Origin of the sequence: Pseudothermotoga elfii DSM 9442 = NBRC 107921, assembly GCF_000504085.1 — a bacterium.
GTDB classification, from domain to species: domain Bacteria; phylum Thermotogota; class Thermotogae; order Thermotogales; family DSM-5069; genus Pseudothermotoga_B; species Pseudothermotoga_B elfii.
Window position 1 is genome coordinate 2,111,759 of the sequence record NC_022792.1, and the last position, 16,715, is coordinate 2,128,473.

Consider the following 16,715-nt stretch of genomic DNA (forward strand, 5'->3'; position numbering starts at 1 on the left):
TTGAATTTTTTCCATATTTTGCTTGTTCTGGCAGGCATTATATTAATTCAAAAACTGTCAGGATTGTTTCCTCTGAACAGAATAGTAGTGATGTCGTTTTTTCAGATTTCATATTCACTCGTTGTTTTTGCTATTTTGAGAGTTTCCTACACCTTTCAGATCAACTTGAAGGGTTTTCTGAGTTTTTTCATTATTTTTACAATAATGATCCTGCTCGGTAATCTTCTAAAAGCAAGTCAGATGAGAATTTACAAAAAGATATCACTTCAGGAATTTTTAACACTGGGCATCGTTCTTCCGTTCTCGGAAGAATTAATATTCAGAGGCGTGATCCTATTTCTTGTGCCCAATAGCTTGGTCAACGCAACTATTTTTTCTCTTGTTCATGGTGTAAACATATTTTCGAAAATCGAATCATTTTCTATATTCAACTTTGTCTACAGATTTATCGTGGGATACATCTTTGCAAATTCCGTTCTCAAAACCCAAAGCTTATTTTCTGCGGTTGTATGTCATATAATCAACAACCTTGTTGGCTTGCTGATTTTATCGAGATCTGAACATATACCCAAAAAAAGCACAGATACTGCTGAGCGTAAAAACAGTGAGAAGTGATATTGATATCATCCGCAGTGTGATTATCTGAACCAATCCTTCTACAGATTCTCTAATGTAATAACTCATTAAGAAATAACTGATGATACCTGATACAATAAAAGAAGTAACAACAACAAAAAGCGTCCTGGAGAAAGACTCGATTGAATTTCCAACAAACCAAGAAATAATGGCTACGAAAACCCACATCAGCGCAGATGGAAAAGGAGAAAACTTTCCAAGTACAAGTTCAAATATCACGGCATGATATAGGAAAGTCATAACAATTATGAAAAACAAGACTTTCTTCATTTTATGTTCACCTCTATGGGAATAGCCAGGCTCATCGACAGCCACAACCACCTGATCTTAACATTGGAATATCCAACAACATTCCATTCTGACGAAATCAATACGTCTTTTGACTGTGTTTCAAATGAAGCTTGCATTTTTCCATTCAAAGAATTTGCTATAAGTTGAAGTGTATTACCTCTCTTATCATAAAAATATATTTGATAATCAAGAGGCATGACCTTAAAGCGATCTGGAGGTATTATATTCACCTCTCCGCGAATAAGATTTTGAGAAAAGACAATGTTGCAGTTAACAGTTGTCTCTGAAAGTTTTTTGACATAACCTCTGTATACAAAAACCCCGGCAGCGTAATTAAACGCTACCAGGATTAGAGATATCCACAGAAATAACTTTTTTCTTATACTACCTTGCCTCCCCACTGACGACATAACAAGCCACCTTATGTTTTGGCGCAACTTCTGTTAAAGGAGGATGATTATTTTTCTCACAATATTCAACAGCGTAAGGACATCTGTCGAAAAACCTGCAGCGTTTCGGCGGGTTTATTGGTTTTGGCACACTTCCTTTTATGTTTGGCTCTCCTCTTTTCTGTTCTGGATCTGGTATAGGAACCGCGGTTAGCAGTGCTTTCGTATACGGATGAAGAGGGTTTTGCAGTACTTCTTCCGTTGGGCCAGTCTCAACTATTTTTCCAAGATACATAACTGCTATATCGTTACTCATATATCTTGCCACTGCAAGATCATGTGTTATGTAGAGATAACTCATGTTGTGCTCTTCGGCAAGTTTCATCATTAATTTCATAACACCTGTTCGAATAGAAACATCAAGCATTGAAGTCGGTTCGTCGGCCACAACAAAAGTTGGATTAAGTATTAGTGCCCTTGCAATTGCAACCCTTTGCCTCTGACCGCCCGAAAGTTCGTGTGGAAATCTAAACATAAAAGTTTCCGGAGGAGTCAATCCAACATCAGCAAGCATAGCAGCTACTCTGTCTTCCCGTTCTTTTAGATTGCCTATTTCGTGAATATTCAACGGCTCTGATACTATATCAAAAATAGTCAACCTTGGATTCAAAGACTCATATGGGTCCTGAAAGATCATCTGAACTCTTTTACGCAACTGCCAGATTCTCTCCCGACGATTTTCAACAAACTCTGAAACAAACTTTGCTCCGTTTTTGCCAAGTGAAAGAAATCTGTCAGCGTAGATCTTGTCAAGTCCGTTTATCTTTCTAAGTTCATCGTCATTCATCTGCGAGAATCTGTTTACATATGTTTTCTCAATATAATGCTTCGCTTTATTTTCATTTTCAAAAAGCAGCGGAGTTACATCTTCCTGTTCCACAACAACTCTTCCATCTGTCGGTTCTTCCAGACCAACAAGCACTTTCCCGGTTGTTGTCTTTCCACACCCACTTTCTCCCACCAGCGCGAGCGATTCACCTTTCTTAATCTCTATGGAAATATCATCAACAGCATGAACAAAATATCTAACCTTACCGAAAATTCTTCTTTCAGCAGGAAAGTATTTTCTCAGGCTTTCTATTTTCAAAACAGTTTCATTCTGCATAGAATTGCACCACCTCTCCAGGCTGAACAGGGTGATGGCATGCCACAAAATGCCCTTTCTCAATTTCAACATATAGCGGCTCTTCATTCTCGCACTTCTTATCAGCTTTGGGGCATCTTGGAGCAAACCTGCACCCCTTGGGGGGGTTGAGCAAATTTGGCGGTTCTCCGGGTATCGTAACAAGATCTGTTTTTTCGCCGACAGTACTTGGAAACGCGTGCATCAGACCATACGTGTATGGATGCATGGGCCTTTTGAATATCGTAACTGAATCGGCAAGTTCTGCAAATTTTCCAGCGTACATAACCGCTATTTTATCGCTAACTTCTGCAATAACAGCTATATCGTGAGAAATGTAAATCATTGCCATATTAAGTTTCTTTTGAATAATACGTATTTCTTTCAAGATTCTATCCTGAACAATCACATCCAATGCAGTGGTAGGTTCGTCAGCAATGATCACCCTTGGGTCACATGAAAGTGCCATAGCAATTACAGCACGCTGTTTCATACCACCACTGTATTGGTGAGGGTACTGATCCATTCTTGACGGATCTAAACCCACAAGTTCGAAAAGCTGGGCAACTTTTTCTCTTGCTTTATCCACTGGTACTTCAGGATAATGGTTCTGTATTGCCTCAACTATCTGATCTCCTACTCTGTAAACTGGGTTAAGAGAATTCATAGCCGCCTGAAAAATCATAGATACACCACGCCATCTATATTTTCTCATTTCAGACTCAGGAAGTGAAACCAGATCAACTGGACCATTACCCATATCAAAAAGAACCTTTCCAGCTTTAAACTCGGCATTGTCTGGAAGAAGCCTCAGCACAGTCATCGATATTGATGTCTTTCCACAACCTGATTCACCTACTATTCCCAAACTTTCTCCAGCGTCAAGATCAAAGTTTATACCATCGACAGCCTTCACATAACCCATTTTTGTTTTGTAATACATCTTCAAGTCTTTCACAGAAAGTAGCAACTTCATCACCTCTTTCTGAGTCTTGGGTTAACTATTTCTTCCAAACCTCTACCAAGGAAATAAAAAGCTGAACAAAGCAAAGTTATACAGGCGCCGGCCGGGACCCATAGCCACCAGAAAGTTCCTATGCTTGCACCCATCAGATAACCTGACGATTCAGCCATTTGAATTATTACTCCCCAGCTCATTCTTATATTGGCAAGCCCTAAAAATGACAGAGTAGCTTCTGTAAAAATGGCCCCCGTGACATTCAACATCATATACAGAAATGACAGCGGAAGAATATTGGGGATAATGTGCTTGAAAATTATATAAGCATCGCTTGCGCCGGCAGATTTCGCGGCCTCTATGAACGGTCTGACTTTGACCGTAAGTGCCTGAGCCTTGAGAACCAGTGTTATCGAGCCAAATCCAGATAGCAGGCCTATAATAACAGCCAGTCTGAAAAGTGTTAAATCGATAAAGGCACTCAAAACCATCAATAAAGCCAAACTTGGAAAAAGCATTACAATGTCAGCAAGCCTCATAAAGAAAGTATCTATAACCCCGCCATAATAAGCAGAACTTGCTCCGATTATCGTACCTATAACAACCGTTATCAGTGCTGCTGTTATACCAAGAACAAACTCACGTGGGGTACTGTACATAACCATCGACAATATATCTCTACCAAGTGGATCCGTACCAAGTGGGTGTCTTAAAGATGGTGGTGACGGATGACTGATTACTTCTGGGTCGAACCCGACAATCGGGTCGTAAGGTAGGAAAGTCTGATAACCATATGGGTCATCTTTCCAGAAAATATTTTTCATCACAACTGGATAAAGAGGATAGATCAAACCAAAAATCGCAAAAAAGATTATCACACCAAGCCCAAAAACTGCAAGTTTCCTTTCTTTAAACAGTTCCCAGTTGGTTTTGAACGATCTCAACCACAACTTGAAACGTATCTTCCACAATGGTTCCTTTATCACTGCTTCAACCATCATATCACTCCTCAGTACCTGATTCTCGGATCTAAGAAGGCATACAATATGTCGGCCACAAGATGCGCAACCAAAACAAAAACGCCCGTAAAGACAAGACAACCAATCAGCAGTGGACTGTCCTGCTGGTTAAGTGCTTCAAGGTAAAGCCTTCCTAATCCAGGCCACGAGAACATCGTTTCTGTGATTATTCCTCCGCCTATGGTGAACCCAAGACTTATCACAAAGTTAGTTACAAGCGGCAAAAGTGCGTTCCTCGCTGCGTGTTTATCTCTCACTACCTTATCTGGCAGCCCCTTCGCTTTTGCTGTAGTTATATAGTCCTCTCTTATAACATCAAGCATGGTATCACGCATGACAAGCATACTACCGGCAAATGTGTAAAGAGTCAAAGTAATAACTGGCAAAACCATATGCTTTATAATATCCCAGGCATAAGTACCCTTGCCTGAGGAAATCCATATCAAAATTGAAATCAGAACAGCGCCTGCTAAGGATGTATAGAGTAAAGTTTTCTTGGCGGGTATCGTCTTGAGTCTTTGAGAAATTATCGCCGCAATTAAAAATACAACCAGGAAAATAAATGCATTCAACATTAATTTTAAGAAAACATCCTGTGCTGAAAACGGGACATCTCTCCATAAATTCGGTTCAATAAACTGATTCAAAGGCAGTATTCCCAGGATAACCCCAAAGAGCCATATATTGAATATAGCCAGAAGGGGAAGAAATATTGTCCAAAAGATAATTCCAGTAAAGGTCGTTACCTTGTCAGCAATCTTGCCTCTGCTCCACGCTGCCTTTTTTCCCAGATTATATCCAAGTGCGTAAGAGACCAGTGTTGCTGTCACAAAAAGGAAAACAGTTCTTGGCAATCTTTCCATTATAAGTGTGGTGACTTTTCTGGGAAAGTAGGAAAAAGAAACTCCAAGATCCAGTACCAGGAAATTTTTCATGTAATACAGATATCTTGTAAAAACAGGCTTATCAAAACCAAACTGTCTTTTGAGGTTTTCTCTTATTTCAGGAGTGATCTTCGGATTCATCAAATATTTATCGAGGAAACTACCAGGTAGAGCCTCCATTAACCAGAAAACAATTGTTACATAAATAAACAGGAGTATAACTATCTGCACTATTCTCTCGCTAAGAAATCTGACCACTTTCTACCTCCTCCTCAGCTGTCAAAATCCAACCGCCCCATCAGGGGGCGGTTGGTAAATAAGGTAAGCCAAAGTTTTCTATCACTCAGCAGCTTTGACCAAAGTAGGTGTGCCGTATACATACTGCAAACCAGAAAGTGTCTTCTCATATGGGAAAACAACTTGATCTGACCTGTAAGCCTCTGTTACTGGCGTATCAAACAGAACAAGATATGGAAGGTCTTCTGCCAGGATTTCTTGAAGTTTGAAGGAAAGTTCTCTTGCCTTGTTTATATCAGAAGCCGCAAGGAATTCATCAGCAAGTTTGTCAAATTCTGGATTGTTGTAACCCGCAGCATTGAAATCTCCCACACCAGAGCGTCTGCTGTGGAAGAAATCTGCAACATGATCTGGATAGTAGCCAAGACTCCAACCAAGCATGTAAATATCAAAATTAAATGGTTCGTCAAAAACTCTCTGAACAATCAGGTTGAAATCAACCAAATTAGCCTTAATTGGAATACCAATCTCATTTGCCCATCTTTCAATGTAAAGTGCCATAGTGGCTCTCATAGGATCATAACCAGCACCCGGGGCAAGAAGTTCAATCTGCTCAATTCTCTGCCCGTCTGGTCCAATCAAGCCTCTACCCTGTCTGACAACATTGTTACCTTCTATCTTTGGTTCAACTACCCATCTGAAACCTGCTTTTTTCAACAGATCAATCGCGAGTTTCCTTCTATCGCCGGAGCTCAGACCATATCCTGGAGACAGTTTTTCAACATTCGGATTGTACCAGAAGGTATTTCCAGAAGGAACAACGCCATACTGTGGAAATGCCTGTCCACCAAGAACTCTCGAAGTGAGGAATTCACGATCTACCAGAGCAGCTATTGCCTGTCTGAATTCTTTTATGTTCATTGGAAATCTTCTCATGTTGAAGCACATATACCTGAATCCATTGACACTATTCTTTATGATCTTTACATTTGCTATCTTTGCAAGCTGATCTTCTTCACCTTTTTGCAAACCGAGCGAATTGAATATGAAGCTTACATCTCCGTTTATTAAAGCCGTAATAGCTGCCGACCTGTTTAGATACATTCTGTAAACGATATTCTCAACATATGGACCAGTCACGAGCTCAAGTTCTTTCTCGCCAGCAGCCTCTCCATAACCCGTCCATACAAAACCTGTATTTGGATTCTCAATTTTCACTGCTCCATTTTTGTAGAGGGTTAGAACACTTCCTTTATCATAGTAGTCATCTCTTGCCTCAATTTCTATAAATGCTCCTTTTTCCCATCTCTTGAAAGCAAATGCACCAAGGATTGGCTCATCAGATGTGTCGTAGTTGTAAATTGTCTGAAGAGGATTTCCAGTTTTGAAAGCCTCTTCGATCTTCGGTTCCCAATACTTTTTCTGCAGAATTGGTACCATCAGCGCACCAAAGTTTGCTTTTGCAAGGCTTGGCTGAGTGAAATAAGCTTTAACTGTGAAATCATCAACTTTTTCTGCCTTCACGAAATAATCCTTGTCAATATAACTCGCCCAGTTTCCACCTAGACCGTAATCAGTTATCAGCTTTCTCACTGTGTTCAAAGTCCAGACCACATCATCTGCGGTAAACTGAGTTCCATCAGACCACACAGCATCTGTTCTAAGTTTTACAGTATAAACCCACAAATCTCCCTCTTGGACAATTTCTGGCAGGTCTGCTGCGAGACTCGGTACCCAGTCAAATCTGACATCAGAATAGGAGTAAAGACCAGGATATCTTGGTGACAGCACATACCCTGTCCAGACAGTTGCGTTCGGTCCAAGATAATCCCATATGTTCAAAGATATGGGCTCCTGCAAAAACGCCCAGTTAACAGTTTGTGCGAAAGCGAAAGCCGCGACAACAAGTAGCATCAAAGCAAGGAATTTCTTCATTCCCACTACCTCCCTTCATAGGATAGTCTAAACCGATTATACAATCTGTTACATAATCAGTCAAATTGCTATACCCAAGCGCCTCACGACCATCTATATTTTCTGTACTTTCTCAAAATTTCCAATACATAATCGATATCGTAATCAGTGTGGTCTGCATTTATCTGAAATCTTATAGTTTCATCCCCTTTCGGTACTACAGGATAATTCAGACCAGTAGCTAAAATGCCGTTATCAAGTAGATATTTCACAATATCCAATGTTCTTCTGGTGTCTCTAACAAGCAAGGGAACTATCGGATGCTCACTGGCAATAGTCTCATATCCTGCTTCAGATAAGCCTTTTCTGAATCTCTCCGCAAGCTCCCTTAAATGTTTCAACCTCATCTCACCTTCTTCGCTATCCAGAATTTCCAACACTCTAAGCGCACACGCTGCTTCAGCAGGTGTTATAGGATTGGAATAAATATAGGTAATCGCCTTTTCTCTGAGATAGGTGGTTAGAGTTTCATTTGAAACTACATAGCCGCCATTAACCCCAAAAGCTTTTCCAAGAGTTCCTATCAGGATGTCTGCCATCGCACCCGTCATCTCTTCGGTACCACGACCTGTTGAACCGAAAGCTCCAACACCATGAGAATCGTCAACAATTGTTATTATATTTTCCTCAAAATTGCTATCATAGTGGTTGACAATCTCCGCTATCCGATGCAGTGGAGCATAGTCTCCCCTCATGCTGAACACACCATCTGTTACAATAATCAATCTCCTGGCTCTGCCAGTACTATTTCTAATCTTTTCTTCGAGATCTTCCATATCCAAATGCTTATAAACAAATTTGTCTTTCGGTCTGGAAAGTTTTATTGCGTTGATAATGCAGTTATGGTTGAGTTCATCACTGATAATAATTGTTTCATCTGTTACAAGTGAAGAAATCACGCCTATAACAGTTACATAAGCTGCGCTGTATATCATTGCATCTTCTCTTGAATGAAATTGTGCGAGTTTTTTTTCAAGTTCCCTGTGTGGAAAATAAGTTCCACTGATGAATCTAACGGCTCCGGGGCCAACACCATATTTTCTTGCAGCTTCTTCCTCAATTTTGATGATTTCATCTTTCAGAGACATCCCAAGATAAGAATTGGAATTCATTCTTATAAATTCTCTATCACCATAACCTTTCAGTAAAAATCTTGGTCCTTTTTTACCCTGTGGTTTTTTCACATCAACAATTACGAATTCTTTGCCCTTCGCTCTCCCTTCCATCGAGAGCCGCTCAAGTTCATCTCTCAGGACACCTGTGATCCTTGATAAAGGCATTGTTACACCTCCTTTTGTATTTGCACATTTATTTTACAACATCCTCAAAATTAACCGAACAAATGATTTTGAATTTCCATAACATTTGAGGTAAGCTCTTTTTTGTGGCAGGGAGGGATGATTATGAAAGCCATAACAAAAACACACATGGCGGCAGGATTGAAAATGAAAGATATTCCAGAACCTTCGAACTTGAAACCAACAGAAGTTCTGGTAAAGGTTAGAAAAGTTTCAATATGCGGCTCTGACGTACATATTTATAAATGGGACGACTGGGCACAGAAACATATTAAACCACCAATGACAGTGGGGCATGAATTTGCTGGAATAGTTGAAGCTGTCGGAGAAGCTGTAACAATGGTAAAAGTAGGAGATTATGTTGCGGCAGAAACACATATACCATGTCAGCACTGTTATCAATGCAAAACTAACCGTATGCATATATGCAAAGATATGAAGATTCTCGGCGTGGATATAGATGGTGCTTTCGCAGAATATGTCAGGGTACCAGAGATTGTCCTGTGGAAAGTTTCGAAAGAGATACCAGAAGAATTTGCATCTGTTATGGAACCATTTGGAAATGCTGTACATACAGCACTTGTTGAAGATTTGACAGGTAAAACAGTTCTTATAACCGGTGTTGGTCCAATAGGAGCTATGGCAATCCAGGTTGCAAAAGCTTCTGGTGCTTCACTGGTGATAGCTTCAGAAATAAAACCCTTCAGAAAGAACCTTGCAAAAATAAACGGCGCAGATGTCGTAATAGATCCAAGAGAAGAGAATCTGACTCAAAAAGTGATGAAATTGACAGGTGGAGATGGCGTAGACATTTTGCTTGAAATGTCTGGCAGCAGCACAGCACTTGAACAGGGATTACAGAGCCTCACCAGAGGTGGCAGTGCCTCTATACTCGGTGTTTTCAGTACCAGAATTCAGATTCCCATAGATGAACTCATAACTTTCAAAGGTATAAAGCTTTTTGGAATAACTGGCAGAAAAATGTTCGAAACATGGAGAATAGCTGACCAGTTATTGAAAAGCAAAAAGATAGACCTTTCGAAAGTAGTTACACACATGATTTCTTTTAAAGACTGGGAAAAAGGTTTTGAATTAATGTTGAATGGTGAATGTGGAAAAGTGGTTATGAGTGTAGAATGAGGGGATTTTTCCCCTCATTCTATCATTAGAAGATAAGGATAATGCGGCTGACCTCCGTCATGAATATCAATCTGAACCTCATCTATAACCTTTTCTAAGGATTCTTTTATTGCATTTACTTCTTCATCGACAGCATCCTGCCCAGTAAATATCGTCACTACCTCTTTACCGCGCAGATCAAGCGCTGTTAAAGCTCTATTTAATGCCTGCTTAAGTGACAAACCATGGGAAATCAATTTTTTACCTCTCATTACCATATACTCACCTTTTTTGATTTTTGTTCCATTGTGTCTTGCATCTCGCACAGCTCTGGTAATACTCAAAGGTATGATATATTTTGCCGCTTCGATGAATTTTTCTCTAAGTCTGTCAAGCTCTTCGTTTGGATCAAAACTCATCATAGATGATATGCATTCCTGAACGGTCTGGGTTGGAATTACGATAACATTTTTGCCTTTTGTATTTTCCGCGGCTTGCTTTGCCGCCAGGAAAATGTTAGGGTTGTTTGGAAACAGAAAAATTATCTCTGCGTTCACTCTATCTATCGCAAATTTCAAATCTGCCGTGCTTGGATTCATAGTCTGGCCACCACGCACAACCTGATCAACGCCGAGATTTTTCAAAATTTCAGAAATTCCATGACCTGGAGAAACAGCCACAAAACCATATTTTCTGGGTGGTTCGCTGTTCTGACCAACCAGATGCTCATGCTGAAGTTTCATATTGTCTATTTTTACTTTCAATATTTCTCCATATTTCAGGGCTTCTTCAATAACAACTCCGGGATTGTTAGTATGAACATGGGTCTTAAGAACATTCTCATCACAAACTACCACGGCGGAATCTCCTATTCCTTCCAAAAAGAGCTTGAGGTCACCTACTTTTCCAGATTGAAAATCATCGTAGCACTTTATCATTAATTCTGTGCAATATTGATAGACAAGCTCCTGAGCGGGAATCTCAACAACTACTTCTCCTTCTGTGTTCGTCATAACCTCAAGATTTACTTCTTTTTCTCCCTCAGCGATAGCCAGAAAGCCTTTAAAGATATAATAAAGGCCTTTTGCCCCAGCATCAACAACACCAGCTTCTTTGAGGGCAGGAAGCAAATTCGGTGTATCCCTGACTGTTTGTTCGCTCACTTTAACTACCCATTTGAGAACCTGTTCTATACTTTCCGCATCGACAATTTCTTCGGACTTTTCATCAAGTCTCCTTAAAACTGTTAGAATGGTGCCTTCAACTGGTCTCATCACAGCTTTGTAAGCAACGGCACGTGCAGATGAGATCATTCGTAAAATGTCTTTTGGCTGAAGAGTTCTTTTTTTACCACAGTATTCAGCGAATCCTCTGAATATCTGCGACAGTATAACCCCGGAATTTCCACGGGCTCCCATAAGTGTTCCATTTCTTATTGATTCCATTATTGTCTGCAAACTATGCTCGTTCTTCCCCAGCTGGTCAAGGTACTTGCAACCTTCTTTCATTGTCGCAAGCATGTTCGAGCCAGTATCTCCGTCAGGCACGGGAAAAACATTCAGTGCATTGAGCTCATCAACATGAATGGCAAGTTGCTCGGTGGCCTTTTGAAACGCAAGCCTCATAAATTTCCCATTCACTTTTTCCAAGATCCGCACCTCCTCAGCGGATCCCCGTCACGTGTACGTTGACTTCGATATCTTCACAGCCGCCAATTGTTTTCAAAACATGTGTAACATTTTCAATTATGTTTTTGGCCACTTCTGAAACTTTTACACCATATTCAAGCTCAATATAAAGGTCAACAAGCACCTTGCCAGTGTCAAGTTCCTCCACTTTGATTCTCTCTTCCTCTTTTTCACCAAAAAGCTTTCCAAAGAAACTATCTGAAGATATGTTAACGGGGCCGTAAGTCTGAACGGTTGCTATATAAGCAAGTTTTTTTAATGCTTTAAGGCTTATCTCCAGTTCACCATAATCAAGTCTTATTACCATGCATAAACCTCCTTCTTTAAAAATGATATCACACTTTCGAAAATGCCTTCAGAATCGAGTTTGCAGAGTTTCAACAATTCTTCTCTCGACCCATGCGAAACAAATTTTTCCGCCACCCCCATAGTAAGAACAGATCTTTTGTAGCCGTGTTTAATGAGAAATGAAATCACACTCTCCCCGAAACCACCGTTTATATATCCTTCTTCTAATGTGACTATGGCGTCATGGGCATCGGCAATTTTCATGAGAGATTTTTCATCAAGAGGTTTTACGCACCTGACGTAAACAATCGTTGGGTCAAGAGAGGCAAGTTTTCGTGTATTTTCAAGTAAAGTCCCGGCCGCAAGAACAGCTATTTTTCCGTTCCCGGTTCTGACAGTTTCCCAATTAAATATATCGAGAACCGTTGATTCATCCCAGAGTTTCTCAAAATTTGCTTCTCTGGAATCTCTTGGATATCTTACCGAAACAACACCTGATACATCTTTTTCAACGATAGAACGCAGTATGGAAATCAGCTCTACTAAGTTTGATGGGGTGAAAATTTTTGATCCTGGTATCGTCCTGAATAAACAAATGTCGTTAAGTCCGTGATGCGTAGGGCCATCTTCGCCAACTAATCCCGATCTGTCAACGGCAAACACTACATTCAAATTTTGCAGGGCAACATCGTGGAAAATCTGATCGTAGGCTCTTTGAAGAAAAGAGGAATAAATCGCAACAAAGGGCCTATATCCCATTGTAGCAAGACCAGCCGCGAAAGTAACGCAAGATTGTTCTGTTATGCCAAGATCAGCAAATCTTTCCGGAAAAATCTGCGAAAATTTTCTTAAGCCAGTACCATCTGGCATTGCAGCAGTTATGGCGAATATTTTGTCGTTTTTCTGCGAAATCCTAACTAACGTTTCTCCGAAAACTTCGCTGTAAGACATATGATTTTTCTTTGCCAAAGGCTCGCCAGTATTCAAATTAAACTTCGGCGCGCTGTGAAAAACTATACAGTTATTTTCTGCTGGTTCATAGCCTCTGCCTTTTTGAGTAATCAAGTGAACCACAACTGGATAATCATAGTTTTTTATCCTTTCAAAAAGCTTTTTCATCAGCTCTATATCATGACCATCTATTGGCCCTATGTGCTTTATGCCCAGAGACTCAAAAAAATCGAATCCAGAGATAAATAATTTAACACCCTCACGCAGCCTTCTCAATTCATCTTCAAGGTTTTTTCCAACCTCAGTACCTTCAAGCATTTTTTTCACAAGACCTTTAAATTTTACATATGCAGGATTTGTCCTTATTTTTGCAAAAGTTTCTGACAGGGCTCCAACGTTCTGGGCAATGGACATGCCATTGTCGTTAAGGATTATTTTCAATCTGGAATTCTGGCCCTTTATCTGATTCAAGCTTTCTAAAGCTTCTCCATTCGTTAAGGCTCCATCTCCTATAACAACCAGAACATTTTTCATTTCTTTTTTTAATCTGAGTGCCCTTTCTATCCCAAGAGCTGCGGCTATTGATGTACCAGCATGACCTGCACCAAATCTGTCAAAAATAGATTCTTTCAGTGTTGTATATCCACTGATTCCACCCAATTGTCTTAGTGATGAGAAACTTTCCCACCTATCCAGCAGTAATTTATGGGTGTAGCACTGGTGGGATGTATCCCATATAATAACGTTTTCTCTCGGGTCGAAAACACTGTAAAGCGCAAGCGTGAGGTCTACTACACCCAGATTGGATGCCAGATGACCTCCATTTTTTGAAACGACCTCGATTATACGACGCCTGATCTGCCGGGCCATTTCTTCAAGTTTTGTTGCATCTGCTCCAACAACATCATCAATATTCAACATTTTCGTCTTCCCTATTCTGCATTTTCAAATAAATGTCTTGAACCTTGAGTTTAGCATCTTCAAGCGCTTGATGCAACTTTCTGTATATTTCTGCACCCTTCTCGTATAGCATAAAAGCTTCATCAAAAGAAAGATCTTCTGATTCCAATCTAATTACTATAGACTCAAGCTCTCTGATCATCTCATCTATTTTCACTTTACAACCACCTTTACAACTCCATCAAAAAATCTCATGGAAATCTCGTCTTTTTCCCTTAAAATAGAAGAACTTTTGACCCACTTTCCGTCTTTTTCAACTATTACGTATCCCTTCTTCAAAAGTTCGACTGGGTTCAGTGAAAAAAGTTTAGTACCAGCAGAACTCAATTTTTTCTCATAAGAAAACATTTGCCTTTGCATTAAAGCGAATGCCTTTTCTTTCATGCTGTCAATTGAACTATGCGTCCTCAAAATTTGACTCATCATGGACTGAAAAAGAGATTTATTTGAGCTTTCAATTTGCTGCGAAAAAGACTCAATTTTTTTCCTTATTGACAGATTCATTCTCTGCATCAATTCCAAAAAATGCATTCTGATTTCCGAAAGATTCGGTACAGCAGCTTGAGCAGCAGCAGTAGGGGTATGAGCCGAATAATCAGCAACCAGATCAATGAAAACTGTGTCTATTTGATGGCCAACCCCTGTAATAACTGGATGACGAAGTTTGTATACAGCTCTTACAATATCTTCGTCGTTGAAAAGCCATAAATCATCTCTGGATCCACCGCCTCTTGTTATTATAACAACATCTACATCTGATTCATTTACATCATTCAAAGCTCTCAATAAACTGCCTTTAGCATCTTCGCCCTGAACACCTGTGTGATATAAAAAGATTTCAACAAGCGGGTATCTGTCACTTATCGTTCGCAAAACATCCTGATATGCTGCTGAATTTCTCGAGGTTATCAAGCCTATTTTCGACGGATATTCCGGCAGGGGACGCTTTGGTTTATCAAAAATACCCTCAGCAACAAGTCTTTCATAGCTCTCTTTCATTCTCAGAAAAAGGGTGCCTCGCTCGGGAAGAATCTTCGCCTGCCTGCATATTAATCTATACTGACCACGAGGAGCGTAAACTTTAATCTGGCCCGCAACCTGAGCTATTCGTCCGTCACTTAACCCGAAACTTCTATAAGCTCCCCCGAAAAATACACATCCAATAGTTGTGAACTCATCTTTTAAATAAAAGAACAGATGCCCATTTCTTTCTTTTAAATCGGCTATTTCCCCAACTACCTGGATATCACTGAGATACTGATCCTGGTCTATAAGAGCCTCTATATAATATGTAACCTCACTGACAGTATAAATTTTATCCACTATCTTCACCTTTCCTCAAAAAATTCTCGGCGGCTTCTACAATCTTTTCACTTAATCCCAGCTTTTTTGCAAGAAGAAGTGCCATTTTCTGGTTAGATTTAATATCTTTTTCTATAGAGTAGTCTATCATTCTATGCGGGTCATCTGCATCGAAATTCTTAATTTTTCCACACATATAAACTCTGGAAGCAATTTTCACAACCTCCGGATAATGCGAGGTGAAAAGAAAGTAATCATCAGAGTCATTCAAGCATTTTACAGCGGCAACCGCAAGAGCTTCTCCCTCAACAGGGTTAGTCGTTGAACCAAATTCATCTATCAACACAAACTTCTTTCCTGGTAGTGATAGAATGTTGTTAAATGAAACTATCTCCGATGCAAAAGAACTGAGTCCCACTCCATCGCCTCTTGAAACATATCTTACAAAACCAAGAACAGGGCAGCTGAAAGTATCTGCAGGAATTGGGAAACCCATATGAAAGAGAATCACGAAACACCCTATGGTTCTAAGCACAGTTGTTTTGCCGCCCATGTTTGGTCCATACAAAACTGTTATTCCTCTGTTTATCTCTATATCCACCGGATAATACTGATAATCATTCTTCTCACAAAATTCCTTTACCGGTGGATATCTTCCTGATTTTACAATTATTTTTTCACTAATTTCTGGCTGGCAACATTTGTACAAAAAGAAAAAGTCGTATCTGCACAAATCAAGATCAATTTGTTCAACAGTCATTTCACATACTTTCAGAACCTCAAAAAATTCTCCAGCAATTTTTTCAAGCTCGCTGAGAAGGTGTTGTTCTTCGCTTGTCATAAACTCTTCTATTTTGTTCAATCTATCAGCCAATTTTAGCATCTCTCCGGTTGGCTTAAGTTTCAGATGATATCTCCCTGCAGACCTTCTTACCACCTCTGCAAAATCCTTTTCGATAATATCTTTTGCCACATTCTCGTCGCAAGTAAATTCATCATCCGGTAATTTTATCGAGAACTCACTCTCGATCTCTTGAATCAATCTGGATTTCGCGTTTTCCAATTCTTTTGAAATTAAAAGATGATCTTTTCTTAAACTCAGCATCTTTTCAGATCTTAGATTGAACCCTTCTTGATCCCCTGTCAAATCAGACAATTTTACCCACAAATCACTCAGATCGGGAAAAAACCATATATCTCTTCCAAGATCTGCAAGCTCTCTACAGTGGTAAACAAATCTCTTTAGTCGAGCAAAATCACCCACGGTTTTGAAACCATAGTTCATCTGCTGATCTATACTGCCCATGCGCAACAGGTGCTGTTTAATTATCTGAACCTTACGACTATCCATATTAAAAACTTTGACCAATCTTTCCCAGTGCTTTTGAAAATCCTCTCCATTTTTAATCAGACATTTCATACCGTCCAAAGATTTTTTCCCATACTCAGTCAAAGGATTCACCTTAGAAAGCAATTGATCCAGCATTACAAACCTCAACGTATCACGATCAACAAACAAATGAACTACCTCCCAGGTA

General features: G+C 39.8%; 16 protein-coding genes. 2 read left to right on the forward strand and 14 right to left on the reverse strand.

Translation table 11 applies throughout. The features are described 5' to 3' along the window. Positions 1-615, forward strand: a complete 615-nt coding sequence (locus TEL01S_RS10790) for a CPBP family intramembrane glutamic endopeptidase (RefSeq protein WP_012004031.1) — start codon at positions 1-3, stop codon at positions 613-615. On the opposite strand, the gene TEL01S_RS10930 is transcribed toward TEL01S_RS10790, so the two are convergent. The 8 genes from TEL01S_RS10930 to TEL01S_RS10380 all read right to left on the reverse strand — a co-directional run bounded on the left by TEL01S_RS10930 (position 547) and on the right by TEL01S_RS10380 (position 8,851). Beyond that, positions 547-906 (reverse strand): hypothetical protein, encoded by a 360-nt coding sequence (locus tag TEL01S_RS10930; RefSeq protein ID WP_012004032.1) that lies wholly within the window; start codon positions 904-906, stop codon positions 547-549. The genes TEL01S_RS10790 and TEL01S_RS10930 overlap by 69 nt on opposite strands. Next, positions 903-1,337 carry a hypothetical protein gene (locus TEL01S_RS10350; protein ID WP_012004033.1) on the reverse strand — a complete coding sequence of 145 codons (435 nt, stop codon included), beginning with the start codon at positions 1,335-1,337 and terminating at the stop codon, positions 903-905. Before TEL01S_RS10350 ends, TEL01S_RS10930 begins: the two co-directional genes overlap by 4 nt. Next, positions 1,312-2,481 (reverse strand): ABC transporter ATP-binding protein, encoded by a 1,170-nt coding sequence (locus TEL01S_RS10355; protein ID WP_012004034.1) that lies wholly within the window; start codon positions 2,479-2,481, stop codon positions 1,312-1,314. Before TEL01S_RS10355 ends, TEL01S_RS10350 begins: the two co-directional genes overlap by 26 nt. Then, complete coding sequence (locus tag TEL01S_RS10360) at positions 2,471-3,475, reverse strand: ABC transporter ATP-binding protein (RefSeq protein ID WP_038051452.1); 1,005 nt, start codon at positions 3,473-3,475, stop codon at positions 2,471-2,473. The genes TEL01S_RS10355 and TEL01S_RS10360 overlap by 11 nt, the downstream gene beginning before the upstream one ends. Then, on the reverse strand, positions 3,475-4,458 hold the full coding sequence (locus TEL01S_RS10365) for an ABC transporter permease (protein WP_012004036.1): 984 nt from the start codon (positions 4,456-4,458) through the stop codon (positions 3,475-3,477). The genes TEL01S_RS10360 and TEL01S_RS10365 overlap by 1 nt, the downstream gene beginning before the upstream one ends. Positions 4,459-4,466: 8 nt before the next feature. Beyond that, positions 4,467-5,618: an ABC transporter permease gene (locus TEL01S_RS10370; RefSeq protein ID WP_028843613.1), complete on the reverse strand. Its 1,152-nt coding sequence runs from the start codon at positions 5,616-5,618 to the stop codon at positions 4,467-4,469. Positions 5,619-5,699: 81 nt separating this feature from the next. After that, positions 5,700-7,532, reverse strand: coding sequence for an ABC transporter substrate-binding protein (locus TEL01S_RS10375; RefSeq protein ID WP_041426512.1), 1,833 nt, complete (start codon positions 7,530-7,532; stop codon positions 5,700-5,702). Between the two features lie 83 nt (positions 7,533-7,615). After that, positions 7,616-8,851, reverse strand: coding sequence for an aminotransferase class I/II-fold pyridoxal phosphate-dependent enzyme (locus TEL01S_RS10380; protein ID WP_012004039.1), 1,236 nt, complete (start codon positions 8,849-8,851; stop codon positions 7,616-7,618). 123 nt (positions 8,852-8,974) lie between these two features. Here TEL01S_RS10380 and tdh point away from each other — a divergent pair, with 123 nt between their 5' ends. Then, on the forward strand, positions 8,975-10,009 hold the full coding sequence (gene tdh, locus TEL01S_RS10385; RefSeq protein ID WP_012004040.1) for an L-threonine 3-dehydrogenase: 1,035 nt from the start codon (positions 8,975-8,977) through the stop codon (positions 10,007-10,009). Positions 10,010-10,023: 14 nt separating this feature from the next. Here the strand turns inward: tdh and TEL01S_RS10390 are convergent, their stop codons facing one another. Genes TEL01S_RS10390 through TEL01S_RS10415 form a run of 6 tightly spaced genes read right to left on the reverse strand, consistent with a single transcriptional unit; the run spans position 10,024 to position 16,696 of the window. Continuing rightward, a complete protein-coding gene (locus TEL01S_RS10390; RefSeq protein ID WP_012004041.1) occupies positions 10,024-11,646 on the reverse strand; it encodes a DAK2 domain-containing protein in 1,623 nt (540 codons plus the stop codon). Positions 11,647-11,650: 4 nt separating this feature from the next. After that, positions 11,651-11,983, reverse strand: coding sequence for an Asp23/Gls24 family envelope stress response protein (locus tag TEL01S_RS10395; protein ID WP_012004042.1), 333 nt, complete (start codon positions 11,981-11,983; stop codon positions 11,651-11,653). Next, positions 11,977-13,833: a 1-deoxy-D-xylulose-5-phosphate synthase gene (dxs, locus tag TEL01S_RS10400; RefSeq protein WP_028843611.1), complete on the reverse strand. Its 1,857-nt coding sequence runs from the start codon at positions 13,831-13,833 to the stop codon at positions 11,977-11,979. The genes TEL01S_RS10395 and dxs overlap by 7 nt, the downstream gene beginning before the upstream one ends. Beyond that, complete coding sequence (gene xseB / locus TEL01S_RS10405) at positions 13,823-14,032, reverse strand: exodeoxyribonuclease VII small subunit (RefSeq protein WP_012004044.1); 210 nt, start codon at positions 14,030-14,032, stop codon at positions 13,823-13,825. Before xseB ends, dxs begins: the two co-directional genes overlap by 11 nt. Next, complete coding sequence (gene xseA / locus TEL01S_RS10410) at positions 14,029-15,207, reverse strand: exodeoxyribonuclease VII large subunit (RefSeq protein ID WP_232504363.1); 1,179 nt, start codon at positions 15,205-15,207, stop codon at positions 14,029-14,031. The genes xseB and xseA overlap by 4 nt, the downstream gene beginning before the upstream one ends. Next, the gene (locus tag TEL01S_RS10415) at positions 15,191-16,696 is read right to left on the reverse strand and encodes a MutS-related protein (protein ID WP_028843609.1); all 1,506 of its coding nucleotides are present in this window, start codon (positions 16,694-16,696) and stop codon (positions 15,191-15,193) included. Before TEL01S_RS10415 ends, xseA begins: the two co-directional genes overlap by 17 nt. Positions 16,697-16,715 lie beyond the last annotated feature (19 nt).

Bases quoted from the DNA above. Each gene is read 5' to 3' on its own strand.
- TEL01S_RS10930 (WP_012004032.1), bottom strand. From the start codon at position 906: ATGAAGAAAGTCTTGTTTTTCATAATTGTTATGACTTTCCTATATCAT.
- TEL01S_RS10350 (WP_012004033.1), bottom strand. From the start codon at position 1,337: ATGTCGTCAGTGGGGAGGCAAGGTAGTATAAGAAAAAAGTTATTTCTG.
- TEL01S_RS10355 (WP_012004034.1), bottom strand. From the start codon at position 2,481: ATGCAGAATGAAACTGTTTTGAAAATAGAAAGCCTGAGAAAATACTTT.
- TEL01S_RS10360 (WP_038051452.1), bottom strand. From the start codon at position 3,475: ATGAAGTTGCTACTTTCTGTGAAAGACTTGAAGATGTATTACAAAACA.
- TEL01S_RS10365 (WP_012004036.1), bottom strand. From the start codon at position 4,458: ATGATGGTTGAAGCAGTGATAAAGGAACCATTGTGGAAGATACGTTTC.
- TEL01S_RS10375 (WP_041426512.1), bottom strand. From the start codon at position 7,532: ATGAAGAAATTCCTTGCTTTGATGCTACTTGTTGTCGCGGCTTTCGCT.
- TEL01S_RS10380 (WP_012004039.1), bottom strand. From the start codon at position 8,851: ATGCCTTTATCAAGGATCACAGGTGTCCTGAGAGATGAACTTGAGCGG.
- tdh (WP_012004040.1), top strand. From the start codon at position 8,975: ATGAAAGCCATAACAAAAACACACATGGCGGCAGGATTGAAAATGAAA.
- TEL01S_RS10395 (WP_012004042.1), bottom strand. From the start codon at position 11,983: ATGGTAATAAGACTTGATTATGGTGAACTGGAGATAAGCCTTAAAGCA.